The 16206-nt window shown below is 72.5% G+C and carries 15 protein-coding genes; 6 read left to right on the forward strand and 9 right to left on the reverse strand.

Annotated features, from left to right (window positions below; all coding sequences use genetic code 11):
• Positions 1-59: 59 nt before the first annotated feature.
• The 4 genes from ACIQZN_RS21455 to argH all read right to left on the reverse strand — a co-directional run bounded on the left by ACIQZN_RS21455 (position 60) and on the right by argH (position 4685).
• Positions 60-1604 carry an MFS transporter gene (locus tag ACIQZN_RS21455; protein ID WP_403996062.1) on the reverse strand — a complete coding sequence of 515 codons (1545 nt, stop codon included), beginning with the start codon at positions 1602-1604 and terminating at the stop codon, positions 60-62.
• On the reverse strand, positions 1601-2152 hold the full coding sequence (locus ACIQZN_RS21460) for a TetR/AcrR family transcriptional regulator (RefSeq protein WP_073864393.1): 552 nt from the start codon (positions 2150-2152) through the stop codon (positions 1601-1603). Before ACIQZN_RS21460 ends, ACIQZN_RS21455 begins: the two co-directional genes overlap by 4 nt.
• A gap of 63 nt (positions 2153-2215) precedes the next feature.
• Positions 2216-3187: an aldo/keto reductase gene (locus ACIQZN_RS21465; protein WP_403996066.1), complete on the reverse strand. Its 972-nt coding sequence runs from the start codon at positions 3185-3187 to the stop codon at positions 2216-2218.
• A gap of 64 nt (positions 3188-3251) precedes the next feature.
• Positions 3252-4685 carry an argininosuccinate lyase gene (gene argH, locus ACIQZN_RS21470; RefSeq protein ID WP_403996069.1) on the reverse strand — a complete coding sequence of 478 codons (1434 nt, stop codon included), beginning with the start codon at positions 4683-4685 and terminating at the stop codon, positions 3252-3254.
• Between the two features lie 130 nt (positions 4686-4815).
• Here argH and ACIQZN_RS21475 point away from each other — a divergent pair, with 130 nt between their 5' ends.
• Both ACIQZN_RS21475 and ACIQZN_RS21480 read left to right on the forward strand, forming a co-directional pair.
• The gene (locus ACIQZN_RS21475) at positions 4816-5982 is read left to right on the forward strand and encodes a hypothetical protein (RefSeq protein WP_403996072.1); all 1167 of its coding nucleotides are present in this window, start codon (positions 4816-4818) and stop codon (positions 5980-5982) included.
• A gap of 53 nt (positions 5983-6035) precedes the next feature.
• Positions 6036-6743, forward strand: coding sequence for a L,D-transpeptidase family protein (locus tag ACIQZN_RS21480; RefSeq protein WP_403996075.1), 708 nt, complete (start codon positions 6036-6038; stop codon positions 6741-6743).
• 13 nt (positions 6744-6756) lie between these two features.
• Here ACIQZN_RS21480 and ACIQZN_RS21485 read toward each other — a convergent pair whose 3' ends face one another.
• From ACIQZN_RS21485 to argC, 5 genes are read right to left on the reverse strand one after another with little or no spacing between them, the layout of a single operon-like run.
• Positions 6757-7293 (reverse strand): arginine repressor, encoded by a 537-nt coding sequence (locus ACIQZN_RS21485; RefSeq protein ID WP_073967849.1) that lies wholly within the window; start codon positions 7291-7293, stop codon positions 6757-6759.
• Between the two features lie 10 nt (positions 7294-7303).
• Positions 7304-8515, reverse strand: a complete 1212-nt coding sequence (locus ACIQZN_RS21490; protein WP_403996078.1) for an acetylornithine transaminase — start codon at positions 8513-8515, stop codon at positions 7304-7306.
• Positions 8512-9414 (reverse strand): acetylglutamate kinase, encoded by a 903-nt coding sequence (argB, locus tag ACIQZN_RS21495; RefSeq protein WP_073967851.1) that lies wholly within the window; start codon positions 9412-9414, stop codon positions 8512-8514. Before argB ends, ACIQZN_RS21490 begins: the two co-directional genes overlap by 4 nt.
• Entirely contained in the window at positions 9411-10565 is a 1155-nt protein-coding gene (argJ, locus tag ACIQZN_RS21500) for a bifunctional glutamate N-acetyltransferase/amino-acid acetyltransferase ArgJ (RefSeq protein WP_403996081.1), read from the reverse strand. The genes argB and argJ overlap by 4 nt, the downstream gene beginning before the upstream one ends.
• A complete protein-coding gene (argC, locus tag ACIQZN_RS21505; RefSeq protein ID WP_403996084.1) occupies positions 10562-11590 on the reverse strand; it encodes an N-acetyl-gamma-glutamyl-phosphate reductase in 1029 nt (342 codons plus the stop codon). Before argC ends, argJ begins: the two co-directional genes overlap by 4 nt.
• A 99-nt stretch (positions 11591-11689) precedes the next feature.
• Between argC and ACIQZN_RS21510 the strand changes: the two genes are divergently transcribed.
• From ACIQZN_RS21510 to ACIQZN_RS21525, 4 genes are all read left to right on the forward strand, one after another.
• Positions 11690-12124 (forward strand): VOC family protein, encoded by a 435-nt coding sequence (locus tag ACIQZN_RS21510; RefSeq protein ID WP_403996087.1) that lies wholly within the window; start codon positions 11690-11692, stop codon positions 12122-12124.
• A complete protein-coding gene (locus ACIQZN_RS21515; RefSeq protein ID WP_403996090.1) occupies positions 12124-13074 on the forward strand; it encodes a GlxA family transcriptional regulator in 951 nt (316 codons plus the stop codon). Before ACIQZN_RS21510 ends, ACIQZN_RS21515 begins: the two co-directional genes overlap by 1 nt.
• Before the next feature lie 153 nt (positions 13075-13227).
• Positions 13228-14226, forward strand: coding sequence for a type I glyceraldehyde-3-phosphate dehydrogenase (gap, locus tag ACIQZN_RS21520; protein WP_265545289.1), 999 nt, complete (start codon positions 13228-13230; stop codon positions 14224-14226).
• Positions 14227-14568: 342 nt separating this feature from the next.
• The gene (locus ACIQZN_RS21525; RefSeq protein ID WP_403996094.1) at positions 14569-16065 is read left to right on the forward strand and encodes an FG-GAP-like repeat-containing protein; all 1497 of its coding nucleotides are present in this window, start codon (positions 14569-14571) and stop codon (positions 16063-16065) included.
• Positions 16066-16206 lie beyond the last annotated feature (141 nt).

The raw sequence follows: 16206 nt of genomic DNA on the forward strand, positions 1-16206 counted from the left end.
TCCGCTGACGCATACGTGAGGGCCCGCCCCCGGACCGGGGGCGGGCCCTCACGCGTGTGTCAGTCGTGCACGATGCCCTCCTCCAGCTCCTGACCGCGCAGCAGGAACCAGGCGGCGACGGCCGTAGCCACGAGGACGACGGCGCCGACGACGGAGGCGAGGTGCAGGCCGTCCACGAACGCGTCCTGGGCGGCGGTGACCATCTCGGTGGCCTCGTGCGGCGGCAGCAGGTGCGAGGACTCCACGGCGCCGCCCAGCGATTCATGCGCGGCGTCCGAGACGGCGGGCGGGGTGCCGGGCGGGGCCTGGAAGCTCTTGTAGGCCCCGGTCACGATGGACCCGAGCAGCGCGATGCCGAGCGCCGCGCCGAGCTCGTACGCCGTCTCGGAGACCGCTGAGGCGGAGCCCGCGTGCTCCTTGGGGACGCTGGAGAGGATGACGTCGGACGTCACGGTGAACGCGAAGCCCGCGCCCACGCCGACGATCAGGAGCAGCGCCCCGATCAGCGGGTAGGCCGTGTCCCGGTGGACGGCGGCGACCGCGGCCAGCGCCAGGCCGATCGCGCCGAGCCCGCCCGCCACCACGGTCCGTACGGTGAACCGCCGGGCGACCGTGCCCGCCAGCAGGCCCGCGGTGACGGCACCGATGGCGGCGGGCAGTTCGGCGAGCCCGGCCTCCAGGGGGCCGCGGCCCTGGACCAACTGGAGGAACTGGGAGAGGAAGAAGACGATCCCGGACAGGCCGAGGATGGTCAGCAGGTCGGCGAGGACCGCGCCGGAGAAGCCCCGGTGGTGGAAGAGCCGCATGTCCAGCAGCGGGGCGGGGAGCCGGAACTGACGGCGTACGAACCAGATCAGCGCCAGCAGCCCGGCGACGCCCACCAGGGCGGGGGTCCAGCCCACGCCGTGCGCGGCCATCTCCTTGATGGCGTAGACGACCCCGATCATGCCGACCAGCGAGAGGCCCACGCTCGGCAGGTCCCACGGTCCGGGCGCCGGGTTCTTCGACTCGGGGATCATCTTGACGCCGACCGCCACGAGCACGGCCATGACGGGCAGGTTGATCAGGAAGACCGAGCCCCACCAGAAGTGTTCGAGGAGGAACCCGCCGACGACGGGCCCGACGGCGGCACCGGCCGAGGCCATCGCGCCCCAGATGCCGATGGCGAGGCTGCGCTCGCGGGGGTCGTGGAAGAGGTTGCGGATCAGGGCCAGGGTGGACGGCATCAGGGTGGCGCCCGCGACGCCGAGCAGGGCGCGCGCCACGATCATCATCTCGGGCGTGTGCGCGTAGGCGTTGAGCACCGAGACCGCGCCGAAGGCGGTGGCGCCGCACAGCAGCAGCTTCTTGCGGCCGATGCGGTCGCCGAGGCTGCCCATGGAGACCAGGAGCCCGGCGATCACGAAGGAGTAGACGTCACCGATCCAGAGCAGCTGGGTGCCGGTCGGCTCCAGGTCCTCGCTGAGGAACGGGGTCGCCAGGCCGAGCACGGTCGCGTCGACGGCCACCAGGAGCACGGCGAGGACGAGGACGGCCAGCGCGATCCACCGCCCGGGGCGGTACGGATCGACGGGGGGCTCCGGGTGCTCTTCGACGCTGCTCATTGCTCCACGCTCCGGCGTGCGCCGCCGAGCAGCAACTCGGCGATCATGTACGGGAAGTCCCGGGCGGCCACCCGGCCCGCCTGAACGGCCCACGCCCCGCTGCCGATGAGCCCGTACAGCGCCTCGGTCAGCCAGGCCGGGGTCAGGTCGATGCGGAATTCGCCGCGCTCCTGGCCGCGCCGGAAGAAGGCGGCGACGCGGGCGTCCAGCCGGTCCCAGCCGGCGTTCTGGTCGCCGTCCTCCCAGAGCTGGTTCTCCGTCACGAGGAACGAGAGCAGTCCGGCGCTCGGCTCGACGGCGACGACGAACCGGCGCAGCGCCTCCTCGCTCGTGCCCTCGTCCATCGCGGCGGCGTCGAGCGCGGCCTCGAACTCCTGGATGCCCAGCTCCTCCAGCGCCCTGACCAGGGCGTCCCGCCCGGCGAAGTGCCGGTGCAGGGTGGCGCGCCCGATGCCGGCCGCCTTGGCGACCTCGTCCATGGTGGCGGTGGATTTACGGGTCAGCAGGGCGGCGGCGCTGCGCAGCACCTGCTCACGATCAAGAGTCATGAGACGACACTAACCCGAATGAGACGTTCATGTCTCATTCGGGTTAGTGCCGTGTCGCCGGTGTCAGCTCCAGGGCAGCGAGGCGCGGTGCCGCCAGTACGCGTCCGGCTCCTCCACCAGCGCCTCCAGCCTGGCCTGCCGTTCCTCGTCGAGGACGGGGACGGCCGCGTGGAGGTTGCCGGAGAGCTGGGCGACGGTGGCCGCGCCGGAGAGCACGACACCGGCCCACGGCTGGTGGAGCACCAGGGCGAGGGCGACCGCGTCGGCCCCGAGCCCTTCCTCGTCCGCGATCTCCCGGACGACGGCGGGCACCTGGTCACCGGCGAGCCGGCCGTTGGCCATGCCCTCCTTGACGATGACGGTGAGTCCGGCGGCGTGCGCCTCGGCGAGCGCGGGGCCCGCCGAGGTCTCCAGCGCGTTGTAGGTGGCCTGGACCGTACGGAAGAGGGGGGCGCCGTCGACCGTGACGGCGAGGGCGGCGAGGATCGCCTCGGCCTGGGCGGGGCCACTGGTGGAGATGCCGACGCTGACGCCCTGCGCGGCCAGTTCGGCGAGGCGGGCGTGCAGCTCCTTGTCGGCGAGCGCCGGGCTGTCCGGGGTCACCGAGTGGATCTGGTAGAGGTCGAGCCGGTCGCCGAGCAGGGCGGCGGTCTCGGCGCGCTGGCGCTCGAACGCGGCGAGGCTGTGGTCCTTGACCTCGTGCGTCTCCGCGTCGAGGCCCCAGTCGGCGGTGTAGGTGTAGCCCCATTTGCTGCCGATGACGACGTCGTCGGCCTCGGGGTGTGCGGCCAGCCAGCCGGCCAGGAACTCCTCGGCGCGCCCGTAGGAGCGGGCGGCGTCGAAGTAGCGGACGCCCTGCGCGTAGGCGGCGTCGAGGAGTTCGTGCGTACGGTCGCGCAGGGCGTCGGGCGAGCGGTCCTGGGGCAGGTCGCGGTCGCGGTGGAGGTTGATGTAGCCGGGCCGGCCGACGGCGGCCAGGCCGAGCCCGATGTGGGCGGTGGGGGTGGTCGCTTCGGACAGTCGGGCGAACGGCATCGCGGGCTCCTCGTCGTCGGGCAGGACGCGCCTACCCTCAACGTAGCCCGCGATGCGTTTTCGACTACTTGTGCGCGTCCGCCCAGGCGTGCTGCACGGCGAGGTCCGCCTTGACCTCGGCCAGCTGGGTGGCGACGGCCGAGGGGGCGGTGCCGCCGCGCCCGCTGCGGGAGGCGAGGGCGCCGGCCACGTTGAGGACGGTGCGGACCTCCGGGGTCAGATGCTCGGAGATCTTCGCGAACTGCTCGTCCGTCAGCTCGTCCAGCTCGATGCCGTGGTGCTCGCACTCCTTGACGCACTCGCCGGCCACCTCGTGGGCGACGCGGAACGGCACGCCCTTCTTGACCAGCCACTCCGCGATGTCCGTGGCGAGCGAGAAGCCGGCCGGGGCCAGCTCCTCCATGCGCTCCCGGTTGACGGTGAGCGTCGCCATCATGCCGGTGAAGGCGGGGAGCAGGACCTCCAGCTGGTCGCAGGAGTCGAAGACCGGCTCCTTGTCCTCCTGGAGGTCGCGGTTGTACGCGAGCGGCAGGGCCTTCAGCGTGGCCATCAGGCCCGTGAGGTTGCCGATGAGGCGGCCCGACTTGCCCCGGGCGAGCTCGGCGATGTCCGGGTTCTTCTTCTGCGGCATGATCGAGGAGCCGGTCGAGAAGGCGTCGTGCAGGGTGACGAAGGAGAACTCCTTCGTGTTCCAGATGATGATCTCCTCGGCGATCCGGGAGAGGTTGACGCCGATCATCGCGGTGACGAACGCGAACTCGGCGACGAAGTCCCGGGAGGCCGTGCCGTCGATCGAGTTGCCCACCGAGCCCCGCTCGAAGCCGAGGTCGGCCGCGACCGCCTCCGGGTCGAGCCCCAGCGAGGACCCGGCCAGCGCGCCGGAGCCGTACGGCGAGACGGCGGTCCGCTCGTCCCACTGCCGCAGCCGCTCCGCGTCCCGGGACAGGGACTGGACGTGGGCCAGGACGTGGTGGGCGAAGAGCACCGGCTGGGCGTGCTGGAGGTGCGTACGGCCGGGCATGGCGACGTCCGGGTGCGCCTCGGCGAGGCCGACCAGGGCGTCCTGGAGGTCGGCGATCAGGGAGCCGATGACGCGGGCGTGGTCGCGCAGGTACATCCGGAAGAGCGTGGCGATCTGGTCGTTCCGGGACCGGCCGGCGCGGAGCTTGCCGCCGAGGTCGGGGCCCAGCCGCTCCAGGAGGCCGCGTTCCAGGGCGGTGTGGACGTCCTCGTCGGCGATGGTGCCGGTGAAGGAGCCGTCGGCCACGTCCGCTTCGAGCTGGTCGAGCCCGGCGATCATCCGGTTCAGCTCGTCCTCGGTGAGCAGACCGGCCTTGTTGAGGACGCGGGCGTGGGCACGGGAGCCGGCGATGTCGTACGGCGCGAGGCGCCAGTCGAAGTGGACGGACGCGGACAGCCGGGCCAGCGCCTCGGCCGGTCCGTCGGCGAAGCGGGCGCCCCAGAGACGTACGTCGCCGTTGCCGTTGCCGTTGCTCACTACGTGCTCCTCGGAAGTGCCACGATCGTTGATAGGCATAACTATGCAGAGCTCTGCATGGTTTGTCAAAGCGGGTGCCGGGACCGCCGGGCCGCCGGTACGGTCGGTCTCCGGAGCACCTGGGGGGATCATGGACCACGCGTGGACAGCGGCGCAGCGCCTCGCCGAGGGCCGGCCCGTGCGCGAAGCGCTCGGCGGGCGGGACTCCGCCGTGGACTGGGTGGCACTCGATCTGGCGGTGCGGTACCCGCCCTGGTACGCCCCGGACCGCTGGGTCTCGCCGCTCCCGGACCGGGACGCCGCGCCGACCGGACCCGGCACCGCCCTCGCCCTGTGCCACCCCGACGGCCGGACCCGGGAGGCCGCGCTCGACCGCGTGTCCCGTTACCCGGATCTGCTGCCCCTCCTCGTCGTGCGGTGCGCGGACTGGGCGGCTCCGGTACGTGAGCGGGCCCGGGCCCTGCTGGCATCGGTGGAGGCCGCCGCCCTCATCGCCCAGGCGGAGCTGATCCTGCTCCTGGACCGGCGCGAGCGGGGCGGGTTCGCGGCGGAGCAACTGGGCCGGGCGCTGCGCGAGGGCCCCGCCGAGGCCCTGCACCCGCTGCTGGAGAGCGCCGACCGGGCGACGCTCCGGTTCGCCCATCGCGTCGCCGTCGAGCGCGGACTGCTGCCGCCGCTCCGGATGGCCCGGATCGCCGCGCGCTCGGGGGACGTCGTCCTCCAGGACCTGTGCGCGGAAGCGGCGCTCCGGCAGAGCGGTGACGAGGATGTCCTCGACATCCTGCTGACGGGCCGCTCGGGCCGCGTCCGGGCCGCCGGAGTCACCGCGCTGCGGCGCGCCGGACGGTACGAGGAGGCGCGGGCCCATCTGACGGACCGTTCGGGCGTGGTGCGGGCCTGCGCCCGGTACGTGGTGCGCCAGGGCGGGACCGATCCGCTGCCGCTGTACCGGGAGCTGTGCACCCGCGGGGACGTCGCGCCGGGCGCGGCAGCCGGGCTCGGCGAGTGCGGCGACCGGCACCAGGACGCGGACACGCTGTGGGCCCTGGTCCGCCACCCGGACCCGGCGGTGCGCGCCCAGGCGGTGACCGGGCTGCGGGCGCTGGACGCGGTGCGGCGGGAGGGGCTGATGCCGTTGCTGGACGACCCGTCATCCGCCGTCGTCCGGGCGGCGACCCGGGCCCTGCTCCCCCACGCGGCCGAGTTCCCGGTGGAGTGGCTGCGCGAGCGCGACAGCCCGGAGTCGCGGCGGGCGGTGCGGGTGGGGGCGCAGCGGCTGCTGCGGGCGGCGCGCTGATCCCGTATCAGAACCCTGAGACGATCCGCCGGGCACGGCCTAGAGTCCGTGGCATGCGAAGACTTATGACCACCGCCGCCGTCCTGCTCGCCCTCGGCACCGTCGTCGGGGCGGGCCGGCCCCCGCTGGCCACCGCCCCGCTGCCGACCCGGCTCGCCGACACGGGCGGCGGCACCCAATTGATCACCGCCATGGCGGACTCCACCTCGTCCACCGTCGGCACCCTCACCTGGTGGGACCTGAAGGACGGGAAGTGGGTCGCCGCCGGGACCGCCGCCGCCCGGTTCGGCTCGAAGGGCCTCACCGAGGGCAGCACCCGTCAGCAGAGCACGTATACGACGCCGACCGGTCTCTACGACCTGCCGTACGCCTTCGGGGTCAAGGCCGCGCCCGCCGGCACGCGCTTCTCGTACCGGCAGGCCACCACCAAGTCCTGGTGGTGCGAGGACAACGAGGCGGCCGCCTACAACCGCTGGGTCGAGCCGCTGCCCTCGGACTGCCGGGCATCGGAGTCCGAGCAGATCACCGCGTACCCCACGCAGTACGCCCGCGCGCTCGTCATCGGTTTCAACTACGACAAGCCGGTACGCGGCCGGGGCGCCGGGATCTTCCTGCACGTCAACGGGTCCGGCGCGACCGCCGGTTGCGTCTCCGTACCGGCGGACGCGATCGACCGCATCCTCGCCTGGGCCGACCCGGCCCGCAGCCCGCACATCGCGATCGGCACCGTTGCCGGCGCGACCGCGATCACGAACTACTAGCGCGCGTCGACCACTAGCGCTCGTTCTGCGCGAGCCGCAGCAGATGGTCGGCGAGCGCCTGCCCGCCGGCCGGGTCGCGGCTGATCAGCATGAGCGTGTCGTCGCCCGCGATGGTGCCGAGGATGTCGTGCAGTTCGGCCTGGTCGATGGCCGAGGCGAGGAACTGCGCGGCGCCCGGCGGCGTACGCAGCACCACCAGGTTGGCCGAAGCCTCCGCCGAGATCAGCAGCTCGGCGGAGAGCCTGCGCATCCGCTCCTCCTTGGCGGAGCCGCCCAGCGGGGCCTGCGGGGTGCGGAAACCGCCCTCGCTGGGCACCGCGTAGATCAGCTCGCCGCCGGTGTTGCGGATCTTCACCGCGCCCAGCTCGTCCAGGTCCCGGGAGAGCGTCGCCTGAGTGACGCTCAGCCCGTCGTCGCTGAGGAGCTTGGCCAGCTGGCTCTGCGAGCGCACCGGCTGCCGGTTGAGGATGTCCACGATCCGGCGGTGGCGCGCCGTGCGGGTCTGCGGCACCGAAGGCCCGCCGAACTCGGAATCCTGCGCCTCGGTCATCGTCGTCGCCTCATTCTCCGGAGCGCTTCTCTCCGGATCGTCCGTCCCCGTATGCCGCGTCGAGGGCATCCGGCAGCGCCCGGAGGAACGCGTCCACCTCCGCGTCGCCGATGGTCAGCGGCGGCATCAGCCGCAGGACATCGGGCGCGGGCGCGTTCACCAGGAGGCCGGCCCCCTGAGCCGCCTGTTGCGCCTGGGGCGCGAGGGGCTCGGTGAGCACGATACCCAGCAGCAGCCCGGAGCCCCGGACATGGGAGACCAACGGGTGGTTCAGCGCCTCCACGCCCTCCCGGATGCGCTCGCCGAGCCGCTTGACCTGGTCGAGGGCGCCGTCGGCGGCGAGGGTGTCCAGGACCGCGAGGCCGGCGGCGCAGGCGACCGGGTTGCCGCCGAACGTCGTGCCGTGCTGGCCGGGTGCGAGCAGGTCGGCCGCCGCGCCGAAGGCGACCGTGGCGCCGATCGGGAGTCCGCCGCCGAGCCCCTTGGCGAGCGTGACGACGTCGGGCTCGACGCCCTGGTGGGCCTGGTGCTCGAACCACGTGCCGCAGCGACCGACGCCGGTCTGGACCTCGTCCAGGACGAGCAGGGTGCCGGTGGCCCGGGTGATCTCCCGGGCGGCCTCCAGATAGCCCTTGGGCGGGACCACGACGCCGTTCTCGCCCTGGACCGGCTCGATGATCACGAGCGCGGTCTCGGTGGTGACGGCGGACCGGAGCGCCTCCACGTCCCCGTACGGCACATGGGTGACGTCGCCGGGGAGCGGGGTGAACGCCTCGCGCTTCTTGGGCTGGCCGGTGAGCGCGAGGGCGCCCATGGTCCGGCCGTGGAAGCCGCCGTCCGTGGCGACCATGTGGGTGCGTCCGGTCAGCCGGCCGATCTTGAACGCGGCCTCGTTGGCCTCGGCGCCCGAATTGGAGAAGAAGACCCTGCCGGTGCGGCCGAAGAGCGAGAGGAGCCGTTCGGCGAGCGCGACGGGCGGTTCGGCGATGTACAGGTTGGACACGTGCCCGAGGGTGGAGATCTGGGCGGTGACCGCCTCCACGACGGCGGGGTGGGCGTGGCCCAGGGCGTTGACCGCGATGCCGCCGACGAAGTCGAGGTATTCGGTGCCGTCCGCGTCCCAGACACGGGCGCCCTCGCCGCGCACGAGGGACAGCTTCGGGGTGCCGTAGTTGTCCATCAGTGCGTGCTGCCAGCGCTGCGAAAGCTCGGCGTTGCTCATGACTCCCCCTGTGCGTCGGGCACGACCATCGTGCCGATTCCCTCGTCGGTGAAGATCTCCAGCAGGATCGAGTGCTGGACCCGGCCGTCGATGACGCGGGCGGTCTCCACCCCGTTGCGTACGGCGTGCAGGCAGCCCTGCATCTTGGGCACCATGCCGCTGGACAGCTCGGGCAGCAGCTTCTCCAGCTCGGTGGCGGTGAGCCGGCTGATCACGTCGTCGCTGTTGGGCCAGTCCTCGTACAGGCCCTCGACGTCGGTGAGGACCATCAGCGTCTCGGCGTTCAGCGCGGCGGCGAGTGCGGCGGCCGCGGTGTCGGCGTTGACGTTGTAGACGTGGTTGTCGTCGGCGGACCGGGCGATGGAGGAGATGACCGGGATGCGGCCGTCGTCCAGCAGGGCCTGGATGGCGCCGGTGTCGATGGCGGTGATCTCGCCGACCCGGCCGATGTCGACCAGCTCGCCGTCGATGGTGGGCCGGTGCTGTATGGCGGTGATGGTGTGGGCGTCCTCGCCGGTCATGCCGACGGCGAGCGGCCCGTGCTGGTTGAGCAGGCCGACCAGCTCGCGCTGGACCTGGCCGGCGAGCACCATGCGGACGACGTCCATCGCCTCGGGCGTGGTGACGCGCAGCCCGGCCTTGAACTCGCTGACCAGGCCCTGCTTGTCGAGCTGGGCGCTGATCTGGGGGCCGCCGCCGTGCACGACGACGGGCTTGAGCCCGGCGTGGCGCAGGAAGACGACGTCCTGGGCGAAGGCCGCCTTCAGCTCCTCGTCGATCATGGCGTTGCCGCCGAACTTGATGACGACGGTCTTGCCGTTGTGCCGGGTCAGCCAGGGCAGAGCCTCGATGAGAATCTGCGCCTTCGGGAGTGCGGTGTGCTTCCGCGCCGTCGTCATGAGCTGTACGCGCTGTTCTCGTGGACGTAGTCCGCGGTGAGGTCGTTGGCCCAGATGACGGCGGACTCGGTGCCCGCGGCGAGGTCGGCGGTGATCCGGACCTCCCGGAAGCGCATGTCGACCAGGTCGCGGTCCTCGCCGACCGAGCCGTTCCGGCAGACCCAGACGTCGTTGATGGCGACGTTGAGCGCGTCCGGCTCGAAGGCGGCCTTCGTGGTGCCGATGGCGGAGAGCACCCGGCCCCAGTTGGGGTCCTCGCCGTGGATGGCGCACTTGAGGAGGTTGTTGCGGGCGATGGAGCGGCCCACCTCGACGGCGTCGTCCTCGGTCGCGGCGTTCACGACCTCGATCCGGATGTCCTTGGAGGCGCCCTCGGCGTCCCCGATGAGCTGCCGGGCCAGGTCGTCGCAGACGGTACGGACGGCCTCGGCGAACTCCTTCTGCTCCGGGGCGATCCCGCTGGCGCCGGAGGCCAGGAGCAGCACGGTGTCGTTGGTGGACATGCAGCCGTCCGAGTCGACCCGGTCGAAGGTGGTGCGGGTCGCGTCGCGCAGGGCAGCGTCGAGACCGGCGGCGTCCACGTCGGCGTCGGTGGTGAGGACGACGAGCATGGTGGCCAGGCCCGGGGCGAGCATGCCGGCGCCCTTGGCCATGCCGCCGACGGTCCAGCCCTCGCCGCCGGCGACGGCGGTCTTGTGCACGGTGTCGGTGGTCTTGATGGCGATGGCGGCCTTCTCGCCGCCGTGCTCGCTGAGCGCCGCCGCGGCCTTCTCGATGCCGGGGAGCAGCTTGTCCATGGGGAGCAGGAGGCCGATGAGCCCGGTGGAGGCGACGGCGATCTCGCCCGCGCTGTGGCCCTGGAGGACCTCGGCGGCCTTCTCGGCGGTGGCGTGGGTGTCCTGGAAGCCCTGCGGGCCCGTACAGGCGTTGGCGCCACCGGAGTTGAGGACGACGGCGGAGACCTCGCCGCCCTTGACGACCTGCTCCGACCAGAGGACCGGCGCGGCCTTGACGCGGTTGGAGGTGAAGACGCCCGCGGCGGCGCGGCTCGGACCGTTGTTGACCACGAGGGCCAGGTCCGGGTTGCCGTTCTCCTTGATTCCGGCGGCGATGCCCGCCGCCGAGAATCCCTGTGCTGCCGTGACGCTCACGGTGCGACTCCGATCGTGGAAAGACCTGTGTCCTCGGGCAGTCCGAGGGCGATGTTCATGGACTGCAGGGCCCCGCCCGCGGTGCCCTTGGCGAGATTGTCGATGGCGCTGATCACGATGATCCGCCCGGCCGCCTCGTCGTACGCGACCTGGATCTGCACGGCGTTGGAGCCGTACACGGCGGCGGTGGCGGGCCACTGCCCCTCGGGCAGCAGGTCCACGAACGGCTCGTCCGCGTACGCCTTCTCATAGGCGGCGCGTACGCTCTCGGCGGTCGTCCCGGGCTTCGCCTTCGCGCTGCACGTGGCAAGGATGCCGCGCGGCATGGGCGCGAGGGTCGGCGTGAACGACACGGTGACCGGCTCGCCGGCGGCGGCGCTGAGGTTCTGGATCATCTCGGGCGTGTGGCGGTGGACGCCGCCGACGCCGTACGGCGACATGTTGCCCATCACCTCGGAGCCCAGCAGGTGCGGCTTGGCCGCCTTGCCGGCGCCGGAGGTCCCGGACGCGGCGACGATCACGGCCTCCGGCTCGGCGAGCTGCGCCGCGTACGCCGGGTACAGCGCGAGCGACACGGCGGTCGGGTAGCACCCCGGCACCGCGATCCGCTTGGTCCCGGCGAGGGCGGCGCGGCCGCCGGGCAGCTCGGGCAGTCCGTAGGGCCAGGTGCCGGCGTGCGGCGAGCCGTAGAATTTCTCCCAGTCGCCGGCGTCCCGGAGGCGGAAGTCGGCGCCCATGTCCACCACCAGGACCTGGTCGCCGAGCTGTTCGGCCACGGCGGCGGACTGGCCGTGCGGCAGGGCCAGGAAGACGATGTCGTGCCCGGCGAGCACGTCGGCGGTGGTCGGTTGGAGGATGCGGTCCGCCAGGGGGCGCAGGTGCGGTTGGAGGGCGCCGAGGGGCTGGCCCGCGTTGGAGTTGGCGGTGAGTGCGCCGATCTCCACCTCGGGGTGGGCGAGCAGCAGACGGAGCAGTTCCCCGCCCGCGTACCCACTCGCTCCTGCCACTGCTGCGCGTACCGCCATGGAAAGCCTCCTCATCGATGGCATGACTATACGCAGTGATGCACTTTTATGCAAAGAATCCGCCTGGAGCGGCACCGATGCGGCCTCTAAGGTGACCCCATGGCAACGATCAAGCATTTCCAGGTGACCTTCGACTGCGCGGATCCCGAGCGCGTGGGGCGCTTCTGGTGCGAGGTGCTGGGGTATGTCGCGCCGCAGCCGCCGGAGGGGTTCGACTCCTGGGACGCCTACAACGCCTCGCTGCCTGCCGAGGAGCGGAACACCTGGTTCGCGGCCTCCGACCCGACCGGAGCCGGTCCGCGGATGTACTTCCAGAAGGTTCCCGAGGGCAAGACCGCCAAGAACCGGCTGCACCTCGATGTCCGGGTGGGCACCGGGCTCAAGGGCGAGGAGCGGCTTGCCGTGCTGGAGGCCGAGTGCGCGCGGCTCCTCCCGCTCGGCGCGGTGCGCGGGAAGCTGCTGACGGCCGACGAGGAGAACGAGTCCTGCCTCAACATGCAGGACGTCGAGGGCAACGAGTTCTGCCTCGACTGATGGACCGGCTGCACCGTGTCGCCGTCCTCGTGCTCGACGGGGCGAAGCCGCTCGATGTGGGCATCCCGGCCCAGGTGTTCACGACCCGGGCGAGCATGCCCTACGAGGTACGGGTGTGCGGGGCGGCCCCGGGGCCGGTGACGGGGGGTGACGGGCTCGCGTACCACGTGACGCACGGGCTCGAAGCGCTGGCCTGGGCGGACATCGTCTTCGTACCCGGGTACCGGCAGCCGGACCGGGAGGATCCGCCCCGGACCGTGATCGAGGCGCTGGTCGCCGCGCACGAGCGGGGGGCGCGGCTCGCCGCCATCTCGACCGGGGCGTTCGCGCTCGCCGCGACCGGGCTGCTCGACGGCCGCCGGGCCACCACGCACTGGCACTACACGCGCGCGCTCGCCGCGAAGTACCCGCTGGTCCGGGTGGACGAGAACGTGCTGTTCGTCGACGAGGGCAGCGTCCTCACCTCGGCCGGCGCCGCGTCCGGGATCGACCTGTGCCTGCACGTCCTGCGCGGCGATCTGGGCGTCGCCGCGTCCAACCACGCGGCCCGGCGGCTCGTCGCGGCCCCGTACCGCAGCGGGGGCCAGGCGCAGTACGTGCCGCGCAGTGTGCCCGAGCCGCTGGGCGAGCGGTTCGCGGCCACCCGGGAATGGGCGCTGCACCGGCTCGGCGAACCCCTCACGCTCGACGCGCTGGCCCGGCACGCGGCGGTCTCGCCCCGCACGTTCTCGCGGCGGTTCGCCGAGGACACCGGGTACACCCCGATGCAGTGGGTGATGCGGGCCCGTATCGACATGGCCCGCGAACTCCTCGAACGCTCGGAGCGGGCCGTCGAGCAGATCGCCGCCGATGTGGGGCTCGGGACCGGAGCCAATCTCCGCCTGCACTTCCAGCGCATCCTGGGCACGACCCCGAGCGAGTACCGGCGCACCTTCGCCCGGGGCGAATAGAAGATACGGCCGCCCGGGGCGAATAGGGACAGACAGGGCCTGCCGCCACCGGCTCCGGCTGGCGGGATCCTTGCGGACCGTGGCGTTCACGCCGCTGTCCGGGCCGCGCGGCGAGCGCGATCGTGGAGGGCGAAGAGAGAAGGGACATCTCACGTGACTCGCATCGCCATCAACGGATTCGGCCGCATCGGACGCAACGTGCTGCGCGCGCTGCTCGAACGCGACAGCGACCTCGACCTGGTCGCCGTCAACGACCTCTCGGAGCCCGCCACCCTCGCCCGGCTGCTGGCGTTCGACACCACCGCGGGCCGGCTGGGCCGCCCGGTCACCGTGGACGGGGACACGCTCGTCGTGGACGGCCGCCGCATCAAGGTGCTCGCCGAGCGGGAGCCCGCGCGGCTGCCCTGGGCGGAGCTGGGCGTCGACATCGCGGTGGAGGCCACCGGCCGCTTCACCTCGGCGAAGGCCGCCCGCGCCCACCTGGACGCCGGAGCGAAGCGGGTGCTGGTCGCCGCGCCCTCGGACGGGGCGGACGTGACGCTCGCGTACGGCGTCAACAGCGACGCGTACGACCCGGAGCTGCACACCATCGTGTCGAACGCCTCCTGCACCACCAACGCGCTCGCCCCGCTGGCCAAGGTCCTGGACGACCTCGCCGGCATTGAGCACGGCTTCATGACGACCGTGCACGCCTACACCCAGGAGCAGAACCTCCAGGACGGCCCGCACCGCGACGCCCGCCGCGCCCGCGCCGCCGGCGTGAACATCGTGCCGACCACGACCGGCGCCGCGAAGGCCATCGGGCTCGTGCTGCCCAGGCTCGACGGCAAGTTGTCGGGTGACTCCATCCGGGTGCCGGTCCCGGTGGGTTCGATCGTGGAGCTGAACACCACCGTGGCCCGGGACGTGACGCGGGATCAGGTGCTCGACGCGTACCGGACGGCGGCCGAGGGCCCGCTCGCGGGCGTACTCGAATACTCCGAGGACCCGCTCGTGTCGGCCGACATCACCGGCAACCCGGCGTCGTCCATCTTCGACTCGGAGCTCACCCGGGTCGACGGACGCCACATCAAGGTGTCCGCCTGGTACGACAACGAGTGGGGCTTCTCCAACCGGGTGATCGACACGCTCACCCTGCTGGCCGGCCGCTAGGGCCTGTCGTCACATTCCCGTCTGCCGGGCGACGCCATGCACGCACTCTCGCCGCACCGGCCCCAGACCCCAGTACATCCAGTACAGGGGTCTGGGGCCGGCACGCCGAGAGCACGCACCTGACGCCGCCCGGCCCGCCCTCCGGGCGGACGACGGGAATGTGACGACAGGCCCTAGGAACGGGCGGCGGGGGCGGCCACGGACCGCCCCCGACTCCCCTACCCCCGAGCCGAGTTCACCTTCCGTTCGCCGTGCAACCTTCTCCGCGCCGTAGGTGTCTCCTATGCGAGCCCTCACACCTCGTACGCCATTGGCTCCACGTACGCGACCAAGGAGAATTTTGTGGGCATTCGCACCATGCTGACCGTGGCCGTATGTGCCGCCACAGCGCTGACCGGCGGCGTGGCCGTCGCGGCGCCCGAGGGCGCGCACGCGGGCACGGCCGGGGGAACGGCAGGCACCACCGTCCGCGAGGACTTCAACGGCGACGGGTACCAGGACGTCGCCGTCGGGTCCCCCAACGCGACGGTGGACGGGCAGCTCTACGCCGGCTACATCACCATCGCCTACGGCTCCGCCCAGGGCCTCGGCCCCGCCCGCACGACGACCATCGACCAGAACACCCCGGGCGTGCCGGGCGAGGCCGGGGAGGGCCACGGCCTCGGCTTCCAGATGTTCCCGGCCGACCTGGACCACGACGGGCTGACCGATCTCGCGCTCTACTCCAACGAATCGCTGCCGGAGCTGAACAACTACGGCTCCGTGATCATCCTGTGGGGCCGCACCGGCGGCATGACGGGCAAGGACTCGGTACGCATTCCCGGCCCCGAGAGCGGCGATATGGGGGACAACCTGATCGCCGGCGACTTCAACGGCGACGGCAACGCGGACCTGATGATGGCGCACGGCTCGCAGGACGAGTACCTCGACCAGCGGAGCGTGCTCTACGGGCCGTTCAAGCGGTCCGGGGAGCCCTCGCGCGAACAGTTCGTGCCCATGTTCACGTCGGACAGCCGCATGAGCACCCCCGCCGAGGGCGACTTCAACGGTGACGGCATCGACGACCTGATCACCTTCTACGGGTGGGAGGGGAACGTCGAGGACACCCGGCTGTGGCTCGGCACCCCGCAGGGCCTGTCCACGACCTACAGCCGGCTGCCCAGCGGCCGGGTCCCGACGGTCGGCGACTTCGACCACGACGGCAAGGACGACCTGGCCCTCCGGCTGGTCCCGAACGGCAACGAGGAGGACTACCCCACCGACCCGGGCACCATCCGGATCCTCTACGGCTCCGCGACCGTTCCGGGCGCCACCCGGTCCCGGATCATCACACAGGACACGGCGGGCGTCCCCGGGGTCAGCGAGAAGGGCGACCAGTTCGGCGCCCGGATGAGCGCCGGCGACGTCGACGGCGACGGCTACGACGACCTGGCGGTGGGCGTGCCGTTCGAGGCCCTGGAGTCGGTCAAGGGCGCGGGCGCGGTGGTCCTGCTGAAGGGCGGGCCCGGCGGGCTGAGCGGCACCGGTGCCAAGTCGTTCCACCAGGACACGACGGGCATGCCCGGGGTGGCGGAGAAGGGCGACCACTTCGGCGCTTCCGTGCGGCTGCTGGACGTCACCGGGGACGGCAGGGCGGAGCTGACTGCCGGTGCGCCGGACGAGGACCTGGAGGCGGTCGCGGACGGCGGTGCGGTGTGGTCGCTGCGCGGCACCGCGACGGGGCTGACGACGACCGGCGCCCTGGCCTTCAACCCGGTCGACCTGGGCATCCTGGCGAAGAAGGCCCGGTTCGGCCTGAATCTGGCGGGTGACAACGGAGCCGGGCTCTACACGTACTGAGAAACGTGGGGGGGGGGGGGGGGGGGGGGGGGGGGGGGGGGCCCCCCCCCCCGGGGGGGGGGGGGGGGGGGGGGGGGGGGGGCCGCCCGCCCCTGCGGTGGTCATGGCAGCTCCTTGAGGCCGAGGTCGGTCAGGAGGTCG

This window comes from Streptomyces sp. NPDC097595 (assembly GCF_044761525.1).
In the GTDB taxonomy this organism is placed as follows: domain Bacteria; phylum Actinomycetota; class Actinomycetes; order Streptomycetales; family Streptomycetaceae; genus Streptomyces; species Streptomyces drozdowiczii_A.